The sequence below is a fragment of the Paenibacillus sp. JL3B1040 genome, from assembly GCF_057063165.1.
In genome coordinates this window covers 3,739,102-3,757,105 of sequence record NZ_CM169317.1, presented here as the reverse complement: position 1 = coordinate 3,757,105, position 18,004 = coordinate 3,739,102, and the positions used below count along the sequence as shown (strand labels likewise).

General features: G+C 55.0%; 15 protein-coding genes. 10 read left to right on the top strand and 5 right to left on the bottom strand.

Annotated elements, in window-relative coordinates; all coding sequences use genetic code 11:
* Positions 1–16 precede the first annotated feature (16 nt).
* The 3 genes from ACZF99_RS17055 to rpsT form a co-directional block, all read right to left on the bottom strand.
* Entirely contained in the window at positions 17–910 is an 894-nt protein-coding gene (locus ACZF99_RS17055; protein ID WP_483606261.1) for an ABC transporter permease, read from the bottom strand.
* 267 nt (positions 911–1,177) lie between these two features.
* A complete protein-coding gene (locus tag ACZF99_RS17050; protein WP_483606260.1) occupies positions 1,178–2,704 on the bottom strand; it encodes a helix-turn-helix domain-containing protein in 1,527 nt (508 codons plus the stop codon).
* A gap of 218 nt (positions 2,705–2,922) precedes the next feature.
* Positions 2,923–3,195 carry a 30S ribosomal protein S20 gene (gene rpsT, locus ACZF99_RS17045; protein WP_483606259.1) on the bottom strand — a complete coding sequence of 91 codons (273 nt, stop codon included), beginning with the start codon at positions 3,193–3,195 and terminating at the stop codon, positions 2,923–2,925.
* A 205-nt stretch (positions 3,196–3,400) separates the two neighbouring features.
* On the opposite strand from rpsT, the gene gpr reads away from it, so the two are divergent.
* The 4 genes from gpr to ACZF99_RS17025 all read left to right on the top strand — a co-directional run bounded on the left by gpr (position 3,401) and on the right by ACZF99_RS17025 (position 7,647).
* Positions 3,401–4,414 (top strand): GPR endopeptidase, encoded by a 1,014-nt coding sequence (gene gpr / locus ACZF99_RS17040; protein ID WP_483606258.1) that lies wholly within the window; start codon positions 3,401–3,403, stop codon positions 4,412–4,414.
* 156 nt (positions 4,415–4,570) lie between these two features.
* Positions 4,571–5,941 (top strand): stage II sporulation protein P, encoded by a 1,371-nt coding sequence (locus tag ACZF99_RS17035; protein ID WP_483606257.1) that lies wholly within the window; start codon positions 4,571–4,573, stop codon positions 5,939–5,941.
* Positions 5,942–5,971: 30 nt separating this feature from the next.
* Positions 5,972–6,481 carry a hypothetical protein gene (locus ACZF99_RS17030; RefSeq protein ID WP_483606256.1) on the top strand — a complete coding sequence of 170 codons (510 nt, stop codon included), beginning with the start codon at positions 5,972–5,974 and terminating at the stop codon, positions 6,479–6,481.
* Between the two features lie 92 nt (positions 6,482–6,573).
* Positions 6,574–7,647 (top strand): LacI family DNA-binding transcriptional regulator, encoded by a 1,074-nt coding sequence (locus ACZF99_RS17025; RefSeq protein WP_483606255.1) that lies wholly within the window; start codon positions 6,574–6,576, stop codon positions 7,645–7,647.
* Positions 7,648–7,705: 58 nt separating this feature from the next.
* Here ACZF99_RS17025 and ACZF99_RS17020 read toward each other — a convergent pair whose 3' ends face one another.
* Positions 7,706–8,890 (bottom strand): glycoside hydrolase family 130 protein, encoded by a 1,185-nt coding sequence (locus tag ACZF99_RS17020; RefSeq protein ID WP_483606254.1) that lies wholly within the window; start codon positions 8,888–8,890, stop codon positions 7,706–7,708.
* A gap of 34 nt (positions 8,891–8,924) precedes the next feature.
* A complete protein-coding gene (locus ACZF99_RS17015; RefSeq protein WP_483606253.1) occupies positions 8,925–10,121 on the bottom strand; it encodes an AGE family epimerase/isomerase in 1,197 nt (398 codons plus the stop codon).
* A gap of 286 nt (positions 10,122–10,407) precedes the next feature.
* Between ACZF99_RS17015 and lepA the strand changes: the two genes are divergently transcribed.
* The 6 genes from lepA (at position 10,408) to dnaK (ending at position 17,910) form a co-directional block, all read left to right on the top strand.
* Positions 10,408–12,225 carry a translation elongation factor 4 gene (lepA, locus tag ACZF99_RS17010; protein ID WP_483606252.1) on the top strand — a complete coding sequence of 606 codons (1,818 nt, stop codon included), beginning with the start codon at positions 10,408–10,410 and terminating at the stop codon, positions 12,223–12,225.
* A 148-nt stretch (positions 12,226–12,373) separates the two neighbouring features.
* Entirely contained in the window at positions 12,374–13,549 is a 1,176-nt protein-coding gene (gene hemW / locus ACZF99_RS17005; RefSeq protein ID WP_483612805.1) for a radical SAM family heme chaperone HemW, read from the top strand.
* 171 nt (positions 13,550–13,720) lie between these two features.
* A complete protein-coding gene (locus ACZF99_RS17000) occupies positions 13,721–14,188 on the top strand; it encodes an N-acetyltransferase (protein WP_483606251.1) in 468 nt (155 codons plus the stop codon).
* A gap of 107 nt (positions 14,189–14,295) precedes the next feature.
* Positions 14,296–15,324, top strand: coding sequence for a heat-inducible transcriptional repressor HrcA (gene hrcA / locus ACZF99_RS16995; RefSeq protein WP_483606250.1), 1,029 nt, complete (start codon positions 14,296–14,298; stop codon positions 15,322–15,324).
* 100 nt (positions 15,325–15,424) lie between these two features.
* Positions 15,425–16,009, top strand: coding sequence for a nucleotide exchange factor GrpE (grpE, locus tag ACZF99_RS16990; protein WP_483612803.1), 585 nt, complete (start codon positions 15,425–15,427; stop codon positions 16,007–16,009).
* 59 nt (positions 16,010–16,068) lie between these two features.
* Positions 16,069–17,910 (top strand): molecular chaperone DnaK, encoded by a 1,842-nt coding sequence (gene dnaK, locus ACZF99_RS16985; RefSeq protein ID WP_483606249.1) that lies wholly within the window; start codon positions 16,069–16,071, stop codon positions 17,908–17,910.
* Positions 17,911–18,004: the final 94 nt, after the last annotated feature.

The window sequence follows — 18,004 nt, the reverse complement described above, 5'->3', positions numbered from 1 at the left end:
TGACCGTTCCTTTCGCTTACCATAATCCATTGCCGAACCTCCTTGCGGCCGCATTGGCGCCCATCACCAGCACGAAGCCGACCAGCGATTCGAACAACCCGATTGCGGCTGTCAGGCTGAACTGCGAGCCCATCAACCCGATTTTGTAAATATAGGTGCTGATGACTTCGGAAATGTCCGAAACGGATGAATTTTGCAGCATGTACACCTGGTCAAAGCCGACTTCCATGACGCGGCCCAACGACAGGATCAGCATCAGCACGATCGTTACTTGAAGGCCCGGCAGCGTCACGTGGCGAATTTGTTTCCACCTGGAGGCACCGTCGATACCTGCCGCTTCATACAGCGTGGGATCGATGTTGGTCAAGGCCGCCAAATAAATGATGGCGCTGAATCCGGCTTCTTTCCAGATGCCCGACCCGACGAAAATCGAAAGCCACGACCCCTCGCGATACAGGAACGGATACGAGTGGCCGGTTAAGCTTTCCCATATCCCGCTGACCAGGCCGTTTTGCTGGGAAAACACCGTTACAATGATTCCGCTTACAATGATCCATGAAAAAAAATGCGGCAAATAAACCAACGTTTGCACCAGCCGTTTGAACCACATGCGGCGGGCCTCATTGAGCAAAATAGCCAGCATAATCGGAAACGGGAACCCTGCTATAATGGACAGCAAGCTCAGCATGAGCGTGTTGCGGATCATTTGCAGTGTCGTCGGCGTGCTGAACAGCAGACGAAAGTTATCCAAACCAACCCATGGACTGTGGAGGATACCGTCCATCAAATTGTATTTTTTAAACGCAATCATCGCCCCGCCCATCGGTACGTACTTAAAAAGGACAAAAAATAAAAGGACGGGGAGAAACATCAGATAGAGGGGAACATTCCGCCTCCAGGTCCGCTTCATGGGACCGCCTCCTTCAACCGTGCAATATGCCTGATGGATAAAATGCTGTGCGGATTCCTGCAGGATGACTCCGAGCACAACCCCACTATAGTTCATCGACGGCGAGCGTTCAATTTTCATTTTTCCCCCGATAAGCATTTTGGTGTTGAAAGACGCAAACAGCCGTCCCCGTATGGGGAGCGGCTGTAAGGCGAACAAGAAGCGCCCGCGCTTGTTCTGCTGTTCATGCTGCACGCAATAAACATTTTTCTCCGTTATACCACTTCGTCAAGGCCGGTCCGACTGCTTGCGGTATTCGCCCGGCGTCACGCCCGTCACCCGTTTGAAGGTGCGGATGAACGAAATGACCTGGGGATAACCAACTTGCTCGCCAATGGTCTGGACAGGCAGCTCGGTGTCCAGCAGCAACGATTCCGCCCGCTTCATCCGCAGTTCCATGACATAATCCACAAAGCGGATCCCCGTTCCCGCCTTGAACAGCTTGCTGACCGTACGCGGCGACATCCCGAAAATATCGCCGAGATGGTCGAGGGAAATATCGGGATTGGCATAATTGCGGTTCAAGTAATCCAAGATCTGTTCCACGGGCGTCATTTTCGGTTCGGCATCCCGCCATTCGCGCACCGCATCGGCTAGGGCTTGCAGCAGGAGAAGCAGGCTGCGTTCCAGATCATCATTTAGCTCCTTGTCCAAAATCGCGGCGGCCGGATAACGGCGGAAGGCTTCCATCCAGCCTGCCAGAAGCGTCTCCGGCATTTCATCCATCTCTTTCTCCAGCAAATAAAAGACATAGCCAACGACCTCGGCCCGCTGTTCGGGCGGCAATTCGTCCCGCCTCATGTCCAGAAAAACGCCGCTGAACCGCTCGAACCAGTCGGGATCGGAAGCGCGCAGCGATTTGACGAGCAGCTTGACTGCCGTCAGGTAAGCGTGCAGATCCCCTTTGGCGGCCAACTTCCACTCCGAAGCCGGGTACACTTTGTTGTAGCCATATAGCGTTCGATACTGTCCGGCCTGCAAAGCGGCCCGATAGGAGCGGGGAATGTCCTCGCTGTCTTCAGCCGTTGTGCCGAGATAGAGCGAAACCGTAAATTTCAGGTTGTTCTCTACCCAATCCTTCAGTTCATTGGCGATTTGCAGCACCAGCTTCGGTTCCCGGCGTTCTCCGATATAGAGAATGGAACACAGCTGGTCGTCTTCCTTCCATTCCGACCATACCTTCGTGCCGTGGTTGCCGCATATTTCGTTCCATACGCCTTGAACGACAAATTTCAGCAGCGTCTGATCGCGTTTACTGTACACGGAATCAAATTGCTCGCGGTTATCCAGAACCGTCACAACAACGATTGTGGAGCGAAACGTTTCGGGAAGCCCCATTTCTTCCGCTTCCCGGGCCCATTCGGCGACGGATAGAGAGAAATGGCCGTCCAACAACTCATAAAACCAGTAGCGTTTGCGGATTAGCAAATCGTCTCGATATCTGGCTTCGTATTCGTTTGATCTCTCCATTAAATTATCGAGCGCGGCGGAAATGAAATGAAACTCATTGTGGCTGCTGCTCTTGCCGATCTGGAGGCTGCGTTTCAGCGCATATCGATCAATTTGCATCATAATTTGTTCGATCGGCTTGTAGTTGCGGTGGGTTACATAGGTTAAGACAAGAATACTGAACAAAATAACGGCTAAGGTCGGCAAGGTCCAGTTATTCAGAAAAATCGAAACGAGACGCGCATCCGCCTGGGAAATGCCTGATTGTTCGTATTCTGTATGCGAACTTTGGTTTCCGCATTCCATTTGATGTAGAAGAAAACGATCAGTACCAACACCAGGAAAAGCAAAATGGGCGCATAAGACAGCAGCAGACGGAAAAACCAGTTTTTCTTCATCTCGAATCAGACAAGCCCCTTTACGATAAGTGCAACCTCTATAAGTGCAACTATATAAAAAGCGCAAAAAAACCTGGCCTTTCATAAAGAAGGGTCAGGTTCTTTGATGCTGGTTATGAATTCGTCTTAGGCCTGAGCCTGAAGAGCGTTCAATTTTTTAGCCAAGCGGGATTTCTTACGGGCAGCTGCATTTTTGTGGATCAAACCTTTGGTAACGGCTTTGTCCAATTTTTTGGTTGCAGCCACGAAAGCAGCTTTAGCCGCTTCAACTTCGTTGTTTGCCAGAGCGGTGTCGGCGGTTTTCACGGCCGTACGCAGGGCGGATTTTTGCGAAGCGTTCAACGCGCGGCGTTTGTCGTTCGTCTTCACGCGTTTGATTGCGGATTTAATGTTAGGCATTGCATTCACCTCCTGTAAAGCATAGTTCAACCCAGATGATTCACAACTTAAAATATTTTATCACGCAAGATAGCAAAAAGCAATAAATTCATGATACTGAATCTCTCGATTTTGCGCAAGTTTTGCGGCCCGGGGGAAGGCATGCATAAACGCTTTCCCTCTCCCGCACAATAAAGGCAATCAGAGGAAATGGAGGTCATATGGCATGAATTTGGATTTGCGGGAGTATTCCGTACGCACCGACTTGGCCGTTGAATCGAAGGAAATGGCGGAGACGGCCCATGGCGGGCCGGTTCCCGGACTGAATGAGCAGGTCGAAGAAGCGGACGGGATCAAGATCACCCGGTTGGACGTGACCAACGAGGCGGCCTCGCGGCAAATCGGAAGAATCCAGGGGCATTACGTAACGCTGGAGGTTCCGGGTCTTCGGAATCAGGATACCGAGCTGCAGGAAAAAGTCGCCGCCGCGTTTGCCAAGGAGTTTACCGCATTTTTAAATAAAATCGGCGTCGGACCGGGGGCCAAAACATTGATCGTCGGCCTGGGCAACTGGAACGTCACGCCGGACGCGCTTGGACCGCTGGTAGTGGAGAACGTGATGGTGACCCGCCATTACTTCGAACTGACGCCGGACCAGGTGGCTCCGGGATACCGCGAGGTCAGCGCCGTCGCTCCCGGGGTACTGGGGATTACCGGCATCGAATCGAGCGAGGTGGTACAGGGGATCGTCGACCGGACCAAGCCGGATTTGATCATCGCCATCGATGCGCTCGCCTCGCGTTCACTGGAGCGGGTCAATACGACGATCCAGATCGCCGACATCGGCATCCATCCGGGCTCCGGTATCGGCAACAAGCGCCGGGGACTGACCGAGGAAATTTTGGGCGTGCCCTGCATCGCCATTGGTGTGCCAACGGTATGTTACGCGTCGACGATCGTCAACAATGTGTTCGATTTGATGAAGAGTCATTTCAATCAGGAAAGCGACGACGGGAATGCGCCCACCCAGCAGATCATGGGCATGCTGAACGACCTCAGCGAAAGTGAGAGGCTGGGTCTCGTCAAAGAGGTGCTCGAGCCGCTGGGTCATGATCTGATCGTGACCCCGAAAGAAATCGACGAATTTATCGAAGATGTGGCCAACGTGATCGCCAGCGGCCTGAACATCTCGCTGCACGAGGCGGTTACGCCGGATAACGTGGCGTCTTACACGCATTAACGCCGTAACGCCGCATCCGGTTCCTTCTCCCGGATCTCTAGGAAATCCGCAACTCTAGCGGATTTCTTTTTTTTGTGAGAATTCGAGGTTCTAGCCTTTGAACTAGGTTCATAGATTTGGAATATAGTTTGAAAGCGGCTGGAGGAGGACACGCATATGAAATTCAAGGCTTGGAATCTAGGAAAATTAAGACGGAATTTGCTCCATGTTTTGGCGCTGGGACGCACGTTCCTGCTGCTATCGGTCATGTCGGTGATCTTTTTCGTTATGTTGGGGGTGCTGGGCATCGCCGAGAAGAACCTGAACACCTCCCCGGTCTCTTCGATGAAAGGGCTGGCGGCTTCGCTGTCGAGCGGATTTTTCATGGACATGGTCGGGATGGAGCTGCCGCATGCCGCCAGCGAGAAGCAAATGCCGGCGATCTCCGGCCGGCAGGTAACGAATTTCGTCTTTCAACTGTTGACGGACGTCAATCCGTCCGATCCGAAAAGCTTGGTAGCGCGCGAAGTTCCGGGTCTCGGCGCCGACAGCCCGATCCTGCTGCGCACCGGCTCCGGCAACGGTGCGCAGCAGGCGCCCGAGGACTACCGGCCGGGCGCAGGGGCGGACGGCAGCGCGCCGGATCACCCGGAGCCGGATGTCGAAGATGGCGGGAACGCGGACCCGGGAGCGGGCGGTGCCGATCCGGGCGGAGTGCAGCCGCCGGCGGGGGAGCCCGGGAAGACGGACGGCTCGTCCGGGAACCAGGAGGAACCTTCGATCAAACCGGGCAACAAAAACATCGTCATGATCTATCATTCGCATCCGCAAGAATCGTTTAATCCGGTGTTGGGCACAAATAGCGATAACCCGAGCTCGGCGGAAGGCATGAAAAACGTCGGCCTGGTCGGTGAAGCGCTGGCGAAAGAGTTGGAGCGTAAAGGTGTCGCCGCCCTGCATTCGTACGAAAATTATGCGGCTAAGGTAAGCAATTACAGCTACAACTATTCATATAAATATTCACGAGAGACGGTAAAGCAGGCGATGGCCGAAAACGGCAAGCTGCAATATTTTATCGATATCCACCGCGATTCGCAGCGCCACGACAAAACGACGACGACCATCGACGGCTTGAATTACGCTCAGGTGTACTTCATTATCGGGCATGGCAACGAGAATTGGCGCGAGAATGAGAGATTCGCCAGCTCCATCCATGATCGTCTGGAACAAGCCTATCCCGGGATTTCCAGAGGGATCTGGGGGAAGACGTCCTCTCAAGGCAACGGGGAATACAACCAATCGCTGTCGCCGAACAGCGTCCTGATCGAAATCGGCGGCATTGACAACAGCGAGGAAGAACTGGTGCGCACCGCCAAGCTGTTGGCTGGAATTCTGGCCGATCTATATTGGGAAAGCCAGGATGCGGAGAAGGCGGGCAAGCTGACGAAGACCGGTACGAACGGCATCGCGAACGGAAAGGCGAGCAATTCGAGCAAGGGAGCAAACAATGGCTCGCCGAAGTCCGGGGAAACGAGCAAGAAGTCTTGATTCGAATTAACGAAGCGACGGGGGATGGATATGGCAAAAACGCTGCGCAAAACATTGGTATACGGCCTTTTGCTGGCCGCGGGGGTGACGCTGGGGATGCAGCTCGCCGAAAGCGGAACAACGTCGGAATACGGCCCCGCTTTTCAAACCGGAGGGATGCCCGTGGGCATGGGCGAACCCTCCGCGGCATATCCGTATTCGCCGCAGCAATATAGCACCGGCTGGCAGGGAGGCTCCCCCCCGGTCTGGACGACGACCGGACAGGTCTACCCTGCGCCGCAAGAAACGCCGGGCGGTTACGCCTCGGCTCCCGGCTACGGCCCCGCCCAATCCGGAGCGACCACCCCAAGCGCGTCGACTGAGGGTACTACAGCCCCGGCTGCAGGCGGCCGGGCGATGCAAACGCCGGCCGATTTGCTGATGCCGCCCCCGTCGCCTCCGGCCATCGACCGGTTTGCCGACAAAGCGGCCCAATTGCTCCAGCAGGCGTCGCAAAAAAGCATCCATTGGGTAGCCTCCCTGTTTGGCCCCGGCGAATGAAATAACGATTTATAACGAATAGCGGATTTGTTATACTACTGTTATATTGTTATGAATCCGTTCGTTATACGTTATTCCGGAGGTTACAACCCTTGAAGAAAATCACGATGCAGCAAATCGCCGACCATTTAGGCGTCTCGAAATTCGTCGTATCCAAAGCTTTGTCCGGCAAGGGCGGGGTCAACGAGCAGACCCGAGAGCGGGTCATTCAAGCCGCTTCCCGGCTCGGTTATTTTAACCAGAAGAACGGATACGTCAAAAACGTCATTCCCCCGGGCACTGCGCTGCCGTCATCGGCCGGCAAGCAGTCGGTGCTGGTGCTGATGCCCAATATCCGGTTTCAAAACAAGGAATCGTTGTATTGGGGCCGATTGCTTGAAGGCATTTCTCGGGAACTGGAGGCGCAGGAGCTCGGGATGATCATCGTTTCGGAACCCCGCAGCGACAATTTCGTGAATATCCTGAATCCCGGCGGCATTCTGGGGATGATCGGGGTGGGGCAAATCGCCACCTCGCTTCTGCTGGAGGTGCACCGGATCGGGTTGCCGATGGTGCTTGTTGATCATGAGGACCCGCTGATTCCCAGCGATACGGTGTTTGCGAACAACGTGGATGGCATGGCCCGCCTGACCAACCATTTGCTTGGCCTGGGGCACCGGGAACTGCACTTCTTGGGCAACTCGGCGTTCTCCCGCAGTTTCCGGGACCGCTGGATCGGCTTCCGCAGCGCCTTGGAGGAGAACGGCTTGACCCCGCAATCCCAGAATGATCCGATTTTGCAGTTGGAAGGCATCGATACCGGGGCTTACGAGAACCGGCTACACGGGTGGTTGGAGCGGCGGAAAGCGTCAGGAACGCTTCCGACCGCGTTGGTATGCGCGAACGACTCCATTGCCATCCATGCCTGCTCCGTCCTTCGGGAAATTGGCCTCAACGTGCCCGGCGACCTTGCCGTCAGCGGGTTTGACAATATCGAGGATGCGGCCCGGCACTCCCCGGCGATCACCACCATCAACGTACCGAAGGAGGACCTTGGCCAACGTGCGGTGAGGAAGCTGCTGGAACGAATTGCCCATCCAGACACCCCGCAGGAGAAAATCATGATTTCCGTCGAGACCGTATACCGGGATTCCACCGCCGAGCCGCACCGGAAGGCTGAGGAATAACCCCCAAAAAACGAGCTGCCAAGAGATTCACTCCTGGCGGCTCGTTTTCTACGTGTTTCTATAGGGATCCTTTCAGAAATTGCGCATTTCGCTCGATCAAGTCGATTCGCTGCTGCACACAGGCGTAGGAGCGCAGCGGATCCTCCGGCGTGTTCAGCACGTAGTCGAGCAGACGGTCTACCGTCGTTGTGGCGACATGGATACGCGTGTCGGAGGAGGCGTAATAGATGAAGACATCGCCGTTATCGCGGGCGATAACGCCGTTGCAGAACACAACGTTGGACACGTCGCCGACGCGTTCCTCGCCTTCCGGTGCGATCAGATGGCCGCTCGGCCGGTGCGTAACGCGCTGCGGCTCCTGCAGATCGGAGAGGAAGGCGTACAGCACATAGCGGAGCCCGGCCGCCGTTCCCCGCACGCCATGGGCGATGTGCAGCCAGCCTTTGTCCGTTTTGATCGGCGCCGGACCTTGGCCGTTCTTGACCTCTTTGATCGTGTGGTACTTGCGGTCGTCAACGATGATTTCCTCGTCGATGACCGCCTGCTCGATCGAATCGGACAACCCCCAGCCGATGCCGCCTCCGGAGCCGGCATCGATGAAGCCGTCCTGCGGACGGGTATAGAACGCGTATTTCCCGTTAACGAACTCGGGGTGCAGCACAACGTTGCGCTGCTGCGGGGATTTCGTCTTCAGGTCGGCCAGCCGTTCCCAAGTGACCAGGTCCTTGGTGCGGGCGATGCCGCATTGGGCTACGGCGCTCGACAGATCCCCCCGCGGGGCATCGGGATCTTTGCGCTCCGTGCAGAACAGGCCGTAAATCCAGCCGTCTTCGTGCCGTACGACCCGCATGTCGTAGACGTTGACGTCCGGATCGTGGGTTTCCGGCAAGACTACCGGCTTATCCCAGAAACGGAAGGCGTCAATGCCGTTCTCGCTCTCGGCTACGGCGAAGAACGATTTACGGTCTACACCCTCGACGCGGGCGATGAGATGGATTTTTCCGTTCAGCTCGATGGCTCCCGGATTAAATACGCCGTTGACGCCGAGGCGCTCGGAGAAATACGGATTCGTAGCCGGGTTGAAATCGTATTTCCAAACGGGCGGCGCATGCTCCGCCGTCAGTACCGGATAGCGGTAGCGGTCGTATACCCCGTTGCCATAAGGAACCTTCTCGTTGCGGCGCACGATCAATTGCTCGTAGCGCTCGGTAATCTGCCGTTTTCTTTCCTCGAATAAGCTCATGGTACTTTCCTCCGATCGATCGTTTGGATAAGGGCTACCGCTCGCGTTCCAGACGTTCCAGCATTTCCAGGCACGCGCGGCTGTTGTGATAAGGGCATTTCCACGGGCCGACCTTCGGCTCGTCCGGCAGCGGGACGCCGCCCCGGTCTACGCCCCAGAACCATTCGCCGTTCTTTCGGTCCACCAGATACGTCCGGATAAAGCTCCAGGAATTTGCCGCAGCCGCCCGATACTTCCGATCGCCGGTCGCCTGATAAGCGTTGTAGAAGCCGACCATCGCTTCCGCCTGCGGCCACCAGTCCTTGTTGTCATCGGCCAGGCCGTTCGGACCGGCTTCGTTCCATATGCCGCCGTCCCGGTCTATGCCTTCCATATATACAGCCTCCGCCATCGCCACCGCGGTTTCCTTCACGCGCTGCAGCAGCGTGGGCTCACCCAGCACTTCGGCCGCCTCGATGAGCAGCCAGCTTCCCTCGATATCATGGCCATAGGAGACATGCTGTCCCTTGGCCTGCCAGGTGTCATCGAAAAATAACAGGAAGTGGGCGGTTATCGGATCGATGATATGCTCCAGCATCACCTCGATCAGCTCGGACAAGCTGTCGCGCAGCTCGGGGGATTTCCAAACCCGGTACAGATTGGTGTAAGCCTCCAGCACGTGCAGATGCGTGTTCATCGATTTCTTCTCGTTGAGATCCTTATTGCTGAGACTGAGGTCTTCGGTCGGTTTCCAATCTCGGGACAGGGCTTCGATATAGCCTTTATGGACCGGATCGTAACTGTGCCGCTCCAGCAGCCGGTAAAGGTCGATCGCCCGCTCCAACGCCTCGGAGCAGGAGGTCGCGCGGTAATATTCGGCCAAAGCGTAGATGACGAACGCCTGCCCGTAAACCTGCTTTTTGTCCTGGACCGGACGTCCCTGAACATCGACCATCCAATAGAAGCCGCCGAATTTTGGATCCGCAAAATACGCTTTCAAGTAACCGTAAGCCCGCTCGGCCATCTCCAGATAGTTCGGGTCGGGAAAAAGGCGGTAGGCGGAAGCGAACGTCCAAAGGATACGGGCGTTCAGCACCAGTCCTTTATCGGCTTCGGGATGCTTGCCAAGCTGCGGATCGATGTACCCGACAAAGCCGCCATGCTGCGAGTCGACCGTATTTTCCATCCAAAACGACAGAATGTTGTCCTGCAGCTCCTGCCGCAGCTGTGATTTCCAATCATGGCTATCCACGAAAAAACCTCCTTATCGACTGTCAGTTTTTGAGTTTGTTATCATTTGTTATAATAATTAAGATAACAAAACTATAAGATGACATAAATATATAACTAATAAGCGGAGGATTCAAGCTTTAAGTTTTCGAATTTGTTAGCGCGGCGCCTATGCTTTATTAGGGCGGATGCGTTCTGGAGATGCCGAAGCTGTACGCGGCAAAAAACTCGCCGTGATTGCTGCTTGCCCTTTCAACTGATATAATAAATTGATTGTATTACTTCGATGATTTGTGGTGGGGGTAAGGATGACAGATATCAAGGCTAGACAAGCGAAAATTCGCAATTTCTGTATTATTGCACATATAGACCATGGCAAATCGACCTTGGCCGACCGGATTCTGGAGTATACCGGGGCGCTGACCTCCCGGGAAATGCAGGAGCAGGTCCTCGACCAGATGGACCTGGAACGCGAGCGCGGGATCACGATCAAGCTCCAGGCCGTTCGTTTGACCTATCGCGCCGACGATGGCGAAGAGTATTTGCTGAATCTTATCGATACGCCGGGACACGTCGATTTCACCTACGAAGTCTCCCGCAGCTTGGCCGCTTGCGAAGGTGCTCTGCTGGTGGTGGACGCAGCTCAGGGGATCGAGGCGCAAACGCTGGCCAACGTCTATCTGGCGCTCGACAACAACCTGGAGATTTTGCCGGTCATCAACAAAATCGACTTGCCGAGCGCGGATCCCGATCGGGTGAAGCAGGAGATCGAGGATGTCATCGGCCTCGATGCCAGCGAAGCGGTGCACGCCTCCGCCAAAGCCGGGATCGGGATCAAGGAGATTCTGGAGCAGGTCGTTCAGAAGGTGCCCGCCCCGACGGGCGAACCGGAGCAACCGTTGAAAGCGTTGATTTTCGATTCGCACTACGATCCCTACAAAGGCGTTATCGTTTACGTACGCGTCATTGACGGGCAGATTAAAGCCGGCTCGAAAATCAAAATGATGGCGACGGACAAAACGTTCGAGGTCATTGAAGTCGGTGCCTTCAAACCGCGCATGACGATCGTGGACGAGCTGAACGTCGGCGATGTCGGCTTTATCGTGGCCGGCATTAAGACGGTTGGCGATACCCGCGTCGGGGATACCGTGACGGACGCGAAGCATCCGACCCCCGAGCCGCTGCCGGGTTACCGCAGGATCAACCCGATGGTTTACTGCGGCTTGTATCCGATTGAGACGTCGGACTACAACGACCTGCGCGAAGCGCTGGAGAAGCTGCAGTTGAACGACGCTTCGTTGAGCTTCGAACCGGAGACTTCAAGCGCGCTGGGCTTCGGCTTCCGCTGCGGCTTCCTGGGACTTTTGCACATGGACGTCATCCAGGAGCGGATCGAACGGGAGTTCAACATCCCGCTCATTACGACGGCGCCGAGCGTTATCTACAAAGTGACGCTGACGAACGGCGAGACGATTTCCATCGACAACCCGTCGAACTATCCGGAAGTCGGCAAAATCGACCACGTTGAAGAGCCTTACGTCAAGGCTTCGATCATCGTGCCGAACGATTATGTCGGAACCGTCATGGAGCTGTGCCAAAGCAAACGCGGCGAGTTCGTGAATATGGAATACCTTGACACGACGCGCGTAACGATCACTTACCAGGTGCCGTTATCGGAAATCGTGTACGACTTCTTTGATCAGTTGAAATCGAGCACGAAAGGGTATGCTTCGTTCGATTACGAGTTGTCCGGCTACCGCCAGTCCAATCTGGTGAAGATGGACATCCTGCTGAACGGCGAGCAGGTTGACGCCTTGTCCTTCATCGTGCACCGCGACCGCGCCTACCACCGCGGCCGGATCATTTGCGAGAAGCTGCGCGAGCTGATTCCGCGTCAAATGTTCGAAGTGCCGATTCAGGCCTCGATCGGGCAGAAGGTCATCGCCCGCGAAACCGTCAAGGCGATGCGTAAGAACGTTCTTGCCAAGTGTTACGGCGGCGACATCTCGCGGAAGCGCAAGCTGCTGGAGAAACAGAAGGAAGGCAAGAAGCGGATGAAGCAGGTCGGCAATGTCGAGGTGCCGCAGGAAGCGTTTATGGCGGTGCTGAAGATCGACGACAAATAGGAAGCACGCACATTGACGAAGGAAAGCCGTCTGGCTTTCCTTTCTACTATTATGGAAGAGAAACCTGAAGGAGGGCATGACCATGGACCACATTACAAACGCATCGGGGCGGGGAGTGCCGATCCAGGAGCCGACGGCGGGCAGCGGCATGGCGCAATCCGAATCAACCGGCGCACCGCATGCCGTTTATATTCATATCCCGTTTTGCACGAACAAGTGCTTTTACTGCGATTTCAACTCCTATGTATTAAAAGATCAGCCGGTCATGGATTATTTGCGCGCCTTGGACCGGGAGATGGAACTGACGGTGCGGCAGACGCCTCCGGGCGAAATCCGCAGCATCTTCGTCGGCGGCGGAACGCCTACCGTGCTGAATCCGCAGGAAATGGAATTTTTCCTGGCTTCGGTGCGGCGCCATTTTCCCGATTGGGCGAGCGATATCGAATTTACGATGGAAGCCAATCCGGGAACGACGGATCGGGACAAACTGAACGTCATGAAAGACGGCGGCGTGAATCGGGTCAGCTTCGGCGTGCAAGCGTTCCAGAATGAGCTGCTCAGCGGCATTGGCCGGATCCACAATACCGATGACGTTTATCGCAGCTTGGAAAATGCGCGGGCCGTCGGTCTCGACAATTTGTCGATCGACTTAATGTTCGGACTGCCGAACCAGACGGTCGACATGCTCGATTACAGCGTATCGAGGGCACTGGAACTCGGGTTGCCGCATTATTCGATTTACAGTCTGAAGGTCGAAGAGAACACGTTGTTCCATACGCTGTATCATAAAAATCAGCTTCCGCTCCCCAGCGAAGAGGAGGAGCTGAACATGTATCTGCTGCTGATGGAACGGATGGAGCAGGCCGGGTACAAACAATACGAAATCAGCAATTTCGCGAGACCCGTCTTTGCCAGCCGGCATAACATCACCTATTGGAAGAACGAGGATTATTACGGTCTAGGCGCCGGTGCCCACGGTTATGTTGACCGGAAACGTCACATGAACATTAAGGGCGTGAATCCTTACGTAGAGGCGGCGAAGGCGGGACTTCCGCGTCTTGAGCAGTTTGGCGTATCCCGGGAAGAGGCGATGGAGGACTTCGTCATGGTTGGACTTCGGATGCTGGATGGCATCCGCAAGGCGGATTTCCGGGGACAATTCGGCGTAGAACTGGACGCCGTGTTTGCCCGGCCGCTAGGCAAGATGCTGGACGCCGGCCTGCTGGAAGCCCATGACGACGGAGAGGGCTATCGGTTAAGCAGGCAAGGCGTGTTGTTCGGTAACGAGGTGTTTGCCGAGTTTATCGGCGTTTTAACCGTATAGCAGCAGTTCAATCAAGCAGCTTGCGCTTCTTTTACGAAGTGGCAAAGCTGCTTTTTTGCGTTCCGCTGAATATACTTTGGGGGTGACATGGCGGTGAAACATTGTTCTTGAAGTTTTATACCGTATAATGTATATTTATTCATATTATTTGTGATTGAGGGGGAAATCAGCATGCCAGCGGTTGCCGTATGCAGAAAGGCAAACTTAGCGGACGTCGAGCCACTTTATAATATGATTGAGGGGTATGCTCGGCGAGGGATTATGCTGCCGCGTTCGCGGGCGGTGCTGGAGCGCCAGATCGAGGATTTCGTGGTTGCGGAAGTGGATGGCGAGGTCGCCGGCTGCGGATCGCTGTGCAAGCTGGGGGAGGAACTGGTCGAGATCCGCTCGCTTGGGATCGCCGAAGGCCACAAGGGTAGAGGGCTTGGCTCCATGCTTGTCGAGCAATTGGTGGAAGAGGCGCGGAGACAGGCGATCCCCAAAGTGATGGCGCTGACGTATGAGGTTTCCTTTTTCGTCAAAAACGGGTTTGCGGTCGTCAGTAAAGAGATCTTTCCGGAGAAAGTGTGGACCGACTGCGTCAATTGCGCGAAGCAGCATTGCTGCGACGAAATCGCCGTTCTCAAGATACTGGACTGACTTGACAATCGTCAGGTCGGTTTGGTATTTTTGTATTAGCGTTTAGCACTCTACATCATTGAGTGCTAACGAATCGGAAAATCGAGTTAACTTAAGGAGGGATTGCCATGTTGACGGAACGCCAAAGAATGATCTTAACAGCTATTGTGGACGACTATATTCGTTCGGCGGAGCCGGTGGGATCCCGAAGTATATCCAAACGGGGCGATGTCGCATACAGTCCGGCGACGATCCGCAATGAAATGGCCGATTTGGAGGAGCTCGGTTTTTTGGAGCAGCCGCATACGTCGGCGGGACGTATTCCTTCCCATAAGGGCTACCGCTACTATGTGGATCACCTGACACCGCTGAATTTGCTGACGAACGATGAACTGACGATGTTAAAAGCGTTTTTCGCGGAGAAGCTGAACGCTACCGAACAAGTGATTCAACATGCCGGGACGATTCTTTCCCAAATGACCAACTATACTTCCATCCTGCTGGGGCCGGAAGTTTTTCATACGTCTTTGCGCCATTTTCAGCTATTGCCGCTGAACGAGACGACGGCGGTGGCCATCGTCGTGACGAATACGGGACAAGTGGAGAACAAGACGGTGTCCATTCCGGCAGACTTGTCCGTTTCGGAAATGGAACGGGTGGTCAACCTGTTGAACCGCAAGCTCGCCGGCGTGCCGATCTACAAACTGAAGTCCGCTCTGTATAACGAGATCGGCCGGGAGATGCAGCGGCATATCGAACATTTCGAAGAGCTGATGAAGGTGTTGGATCAAGCGCTTGATGCAGGTTCGGAAGGGCAGCGTCTCTTCCTCAGCGGGGCGACGAACATGCTGACCCAGCCGGAGTTCCGCGACGTCGACAAGGTGAAGAGCATTTTGGATTTGCTGGAAGAGACGCCAACCTTGACGAGAATGATCTCCTCGGCGGCGGGTTCCGGGATCCAGGTGCGCATCGGTACCGAAAACGGCCACGAAGCGTTTGCCAACTGCAGTCTCATCACGGCGACCTATCAACTGGAAGGCGAAGCGGTCGGAACCATCGGCATTCTGGGACCGACGCGAATGGAGTACGCCCGGGTCATCCGGATTTTGGAGATTTTATCGAAGGATTTGAGCAAATTCCTATCCCGGATGAAATAACATGCATGTTCCATTTGTGTAGCTGCATGTTAAGGAGGTGAGCATCTTGAAGGAGTCACAGCCGATTCAAGACAACATCAATCATAATGTAGAGGAAGAAATGACCATGAACGATAACGTGCAAGAGGATCTGCAACAAACGCCGGAACCGGAGGCGAGGCAGGAGGAAGTTGTTGAGGAGCCGCAGGGTGCTGCAGAAGAGGTTGCAGCTGAAGCCGGGGACGAGGCCGGAGCTTCCGCCGAACTGGTGAAGCTGCGTGCGGAAAGCGAGGAATATCAACAGCGGCTGCTGCGAACGCAGGCCGATTTCGATAATTTCCGGCGCCGTACGATTAAGGAGAAGGAAGAGCTGGGGAAATACGCTTCCGCCAAGCTGATTACCGAGCTGCTGCCGGTCATCGACAACTTTGAACGGGCACTCAGTTCGATTGGGGAGAGCACCGATGCCGCTTCCTACTCTAAAGGGGTGGAAATGATTTTTCGTCAACTGGAAGGCGTGCTCAAGTCGGAAGGGCTGACGCCGATGGAAGCGGAGGGGCAGCCGTTTAACCCCGAGTTCCACCAGGCGATTATGCAAGTGGAGTCCGATGAGCACGAAGAAGGCATCGTCGTGGAAGTCGTGCAGAAGGGGTATCTTTTGAAAGATAAAGTGCTACGCCCGGCAATGGTCAAAGTTAGCGGCTAAACTCTCTGGCCGGCTTTGTGATCTTAGATGATTTAACCTATTAAGGAGGACATAACGTAATGAGCAAAGTAATCGGTATTGACTTAGGAACAACCAACTCCTGCGTAGCAGTTATGGAGGGCGGCGAAGCGGTCGTCATTCCGAACCCGGAAGGCGCGCGTACGACTCCGTCCGTCGTAGGCTTTAAGAAAGACGGCGAACGGATCGTCGGGGAAACGGCGAAACGTCAAGCGATCACCAATCCGGACCGGACGATCATTTCGATCAAACGGCATATGGGGACGAACCATAAAGAATCGATCGACGGCAAAGAATATACGCCGCAGGAAATTTCCGCGATCATTTTGCAGAAGCTGAAGGCCGATGCCGAAGCTTATTTGGGCCAACCGGTAACTCAAGCGGTTATTACGGTTCCGGCTTATTTTAACGACAGTCAGCGTCAGGCAACCAAAGATGCCGGCAAGATCGCCGGTCTGGATGTGCTGCGGATCGTCAACGAGCCGACGGCAGCCGCACTGGCTTACGGTCTGGAAAAAGCCGAAGATCAAACGATTCTCGTCTATGACCTCGGCGGCGGGACGTTCGACGTTTCGATCCTCGAGCTGGGCGACGGCTTTTTCGAAGTTAAGGCGACCAGTGGGGACAACCATCTCGGCGGCGATGACTTCGACCAGAAGATCATCGATTACCTGGTTGCTGAATTCAAGAAAGATCAAGGCATCGATCTGAGCAAGGATAAAGCGGCGGTGCAGCGTTTGAAGGACGCCGCCGAGAAAGCGAAAAAGGAATTGTCCGGCGTGCTGACCACGACGATCTCTCTGCCGTTCATCACCGTAGTCGACGGCGTGCCGCAGCACCTTGAGGTCAACCTGACCCGTGCGAAGTTCGAAGAATTAACGGCGGATCTCGTAGAGCGTACGCTCGGCCCGACGCGCCGCGCCTTAAGCGACGCTGGCTTGACGCCGGCGGATATTGACCGTATCGTTCTTGTCGGCGGCTCCACGCGGATTCCGGCCGTACAGGAAGCGATTAAGAAGCTGACCGGTAAAGAACCGCACAAAGGCGTAAACCCGGACGAAGTCGTTGCGCTTGGTGCAGCGGTGCAAGCGGGCGTCCTGACGGGCGACGTCAAAGACGTCGTATTGCTCGACGTGACTCCGCTGTCCCTGGGGATCGAAACCGCCGGCGGCGTATTTACAAAGATGATTGAACGGAATACGACGATTCCGACCAGCAAATCGCAAATTTTCTCCACCTATGCCGACAATCAGCCAAGCGTAGAGATTCATGTTCTGCAAGGCGAACGCGAGATGGCGGCCGGCAACAAAACACTGGGACGCTTTATGCTGGGCGACATTCCTTTGGCGCCGCGCGGCGTTCCGCAAATCGAAGTCACCTTCGACATCGACGCGAACGGGATCGTGAACGTGTCCGCAACGGACAAAGGCACCGGCAAGAGTCAAAAAATCACGATCACGTCCTCCAGCGGCTTGAGCGACGAGGAAGTGGAACGGATGATGAAGGACGCCGAGCTGCACGCGGAAGAGGACAAGAAACGCAAAGAGCTGGTTGAAGCGAAGAACAACGGTGACCAATTGATCTACAGCGTAGACAAGACGCTGAAGGAGTTGGGCGACAAAGTCGACGCGGCCGAAACCGACAAAGCGAACACCGCCAAAGAAGAGCTGAAGAAAGCGCTGGAAAGCGACGATCTGGAGCAAATCAAAGCGGCTTCGGAAAAATTGACCGAAATCGTCCAGCAGTTGTCCATGAAGTTGTATGAACAAGCTTCGCAGGCGGCGGGAGCTGAAGGCGCAGCCGAGTCTGCCGGCGGTCAAACCCGCGATAATGTCGTGGATGCCGACTATGAAGTGGTTGACGAAGATAAGAAACAAGGCTAAGATGGCTCACAGAGCAGCCTAAAGTCTGGTGAATAGATTTTTGGCAACCGGGAAGGTCAAAGTGCGGGCTGCTTCCGCGCTTTGACTTTCCTTT

Excerpts from the sequence above, each read along its gene's own strand:
- hemW (WP_483612805.1), top strand. The coding sequence starts at position 12,374 with ATGGCGCAATCCGAATCAACCGGCGCACCGCATGCCGTTTATATTCAT.
- rpsT (WP_483606259.1), bottom strand. The coding sequence starts at position 3,195 with ATGCCTAACATTAAATCCGCAATCAAACGCGTGAAGACGAACGACAAA.
- ACZF99_RS17050 (WP_483606260.1), bottom strand. The coding sequence starts at position 2,704 with ATGGAATGCGGAAACCAAAGTTCGCATACAGAATACGAACAATCAGGC.
- ACZF99_RS17035 (WP_483606257.1), top strand. The coding sequence starts at position 4,571 with ATGAAATTCAAGGCTTGGAATCTAGGAAAATTAAGACGGAATTTGCTC.
- gpr (WP_483606258.1), top strand. The coding sequence starts at position 3,401 with ATGAATTTGGATTTGCGGGAGTATTCCGTACGCACCGACTTGGCCGTT.
- hrcA (WP_483606250.1), top strand. The coding sequence starts at position 14,296 with ATGTTGACGGAACGCCAAAGAATGATCTTAACAGCTATTGTGGACGAC.
- ACZF99_RS17020 (WP_483606254.1), bottom strand. The coding sequence starts at position 8,890 with ATGAGCTTATTCGAGGAAAGAAAACGGCAGATTACCGAGCGCTACGAG.
- grpE (WP_483612803.1), top strand. The coding sequence starts at position 15,425 with ATGACCATGAACGATAACGTGCAAGAGGATCTGCAACAAACGCCGGAA.
- dnaK (WP_483606249.1), top strand. The coding sequence starts at position 16,069 with ATGAGCAAAGTAATCGGTATTGACTTAGGAACAACCAACTCCTGCGTA.
- ACZF99_RS17055 (WP_483606261.1), bottom strand. The coding sequence starts at position 910 with ATGAAGCGGACCTGGAGGCGGAATGTTCCCCTCTATCTGATGTTTCTC.
- ACZF99_RS17000 (WP_483606251.1), top strand. The coding sequence starts at position 13,721 with ATGCCAGCGGTTGCCGTATGCAGAAAGGCAAACTTAGCGGACGTCGAG.
- lepA (WP_483606252.1), top strand. The coding sequence starts at position 10,408 with ATGACAGATATCAAGGCTAGACAAGCGAAAATTCGCAATTTCTGTATT.
- ACZF99_RS17030 (WP_483606256.1), top strand. The coding sequence starts at position 5,972 with ATGGCAAAAACGCTGCGCAAAACATTGGTATACGGCCTTTTGCTGGCC.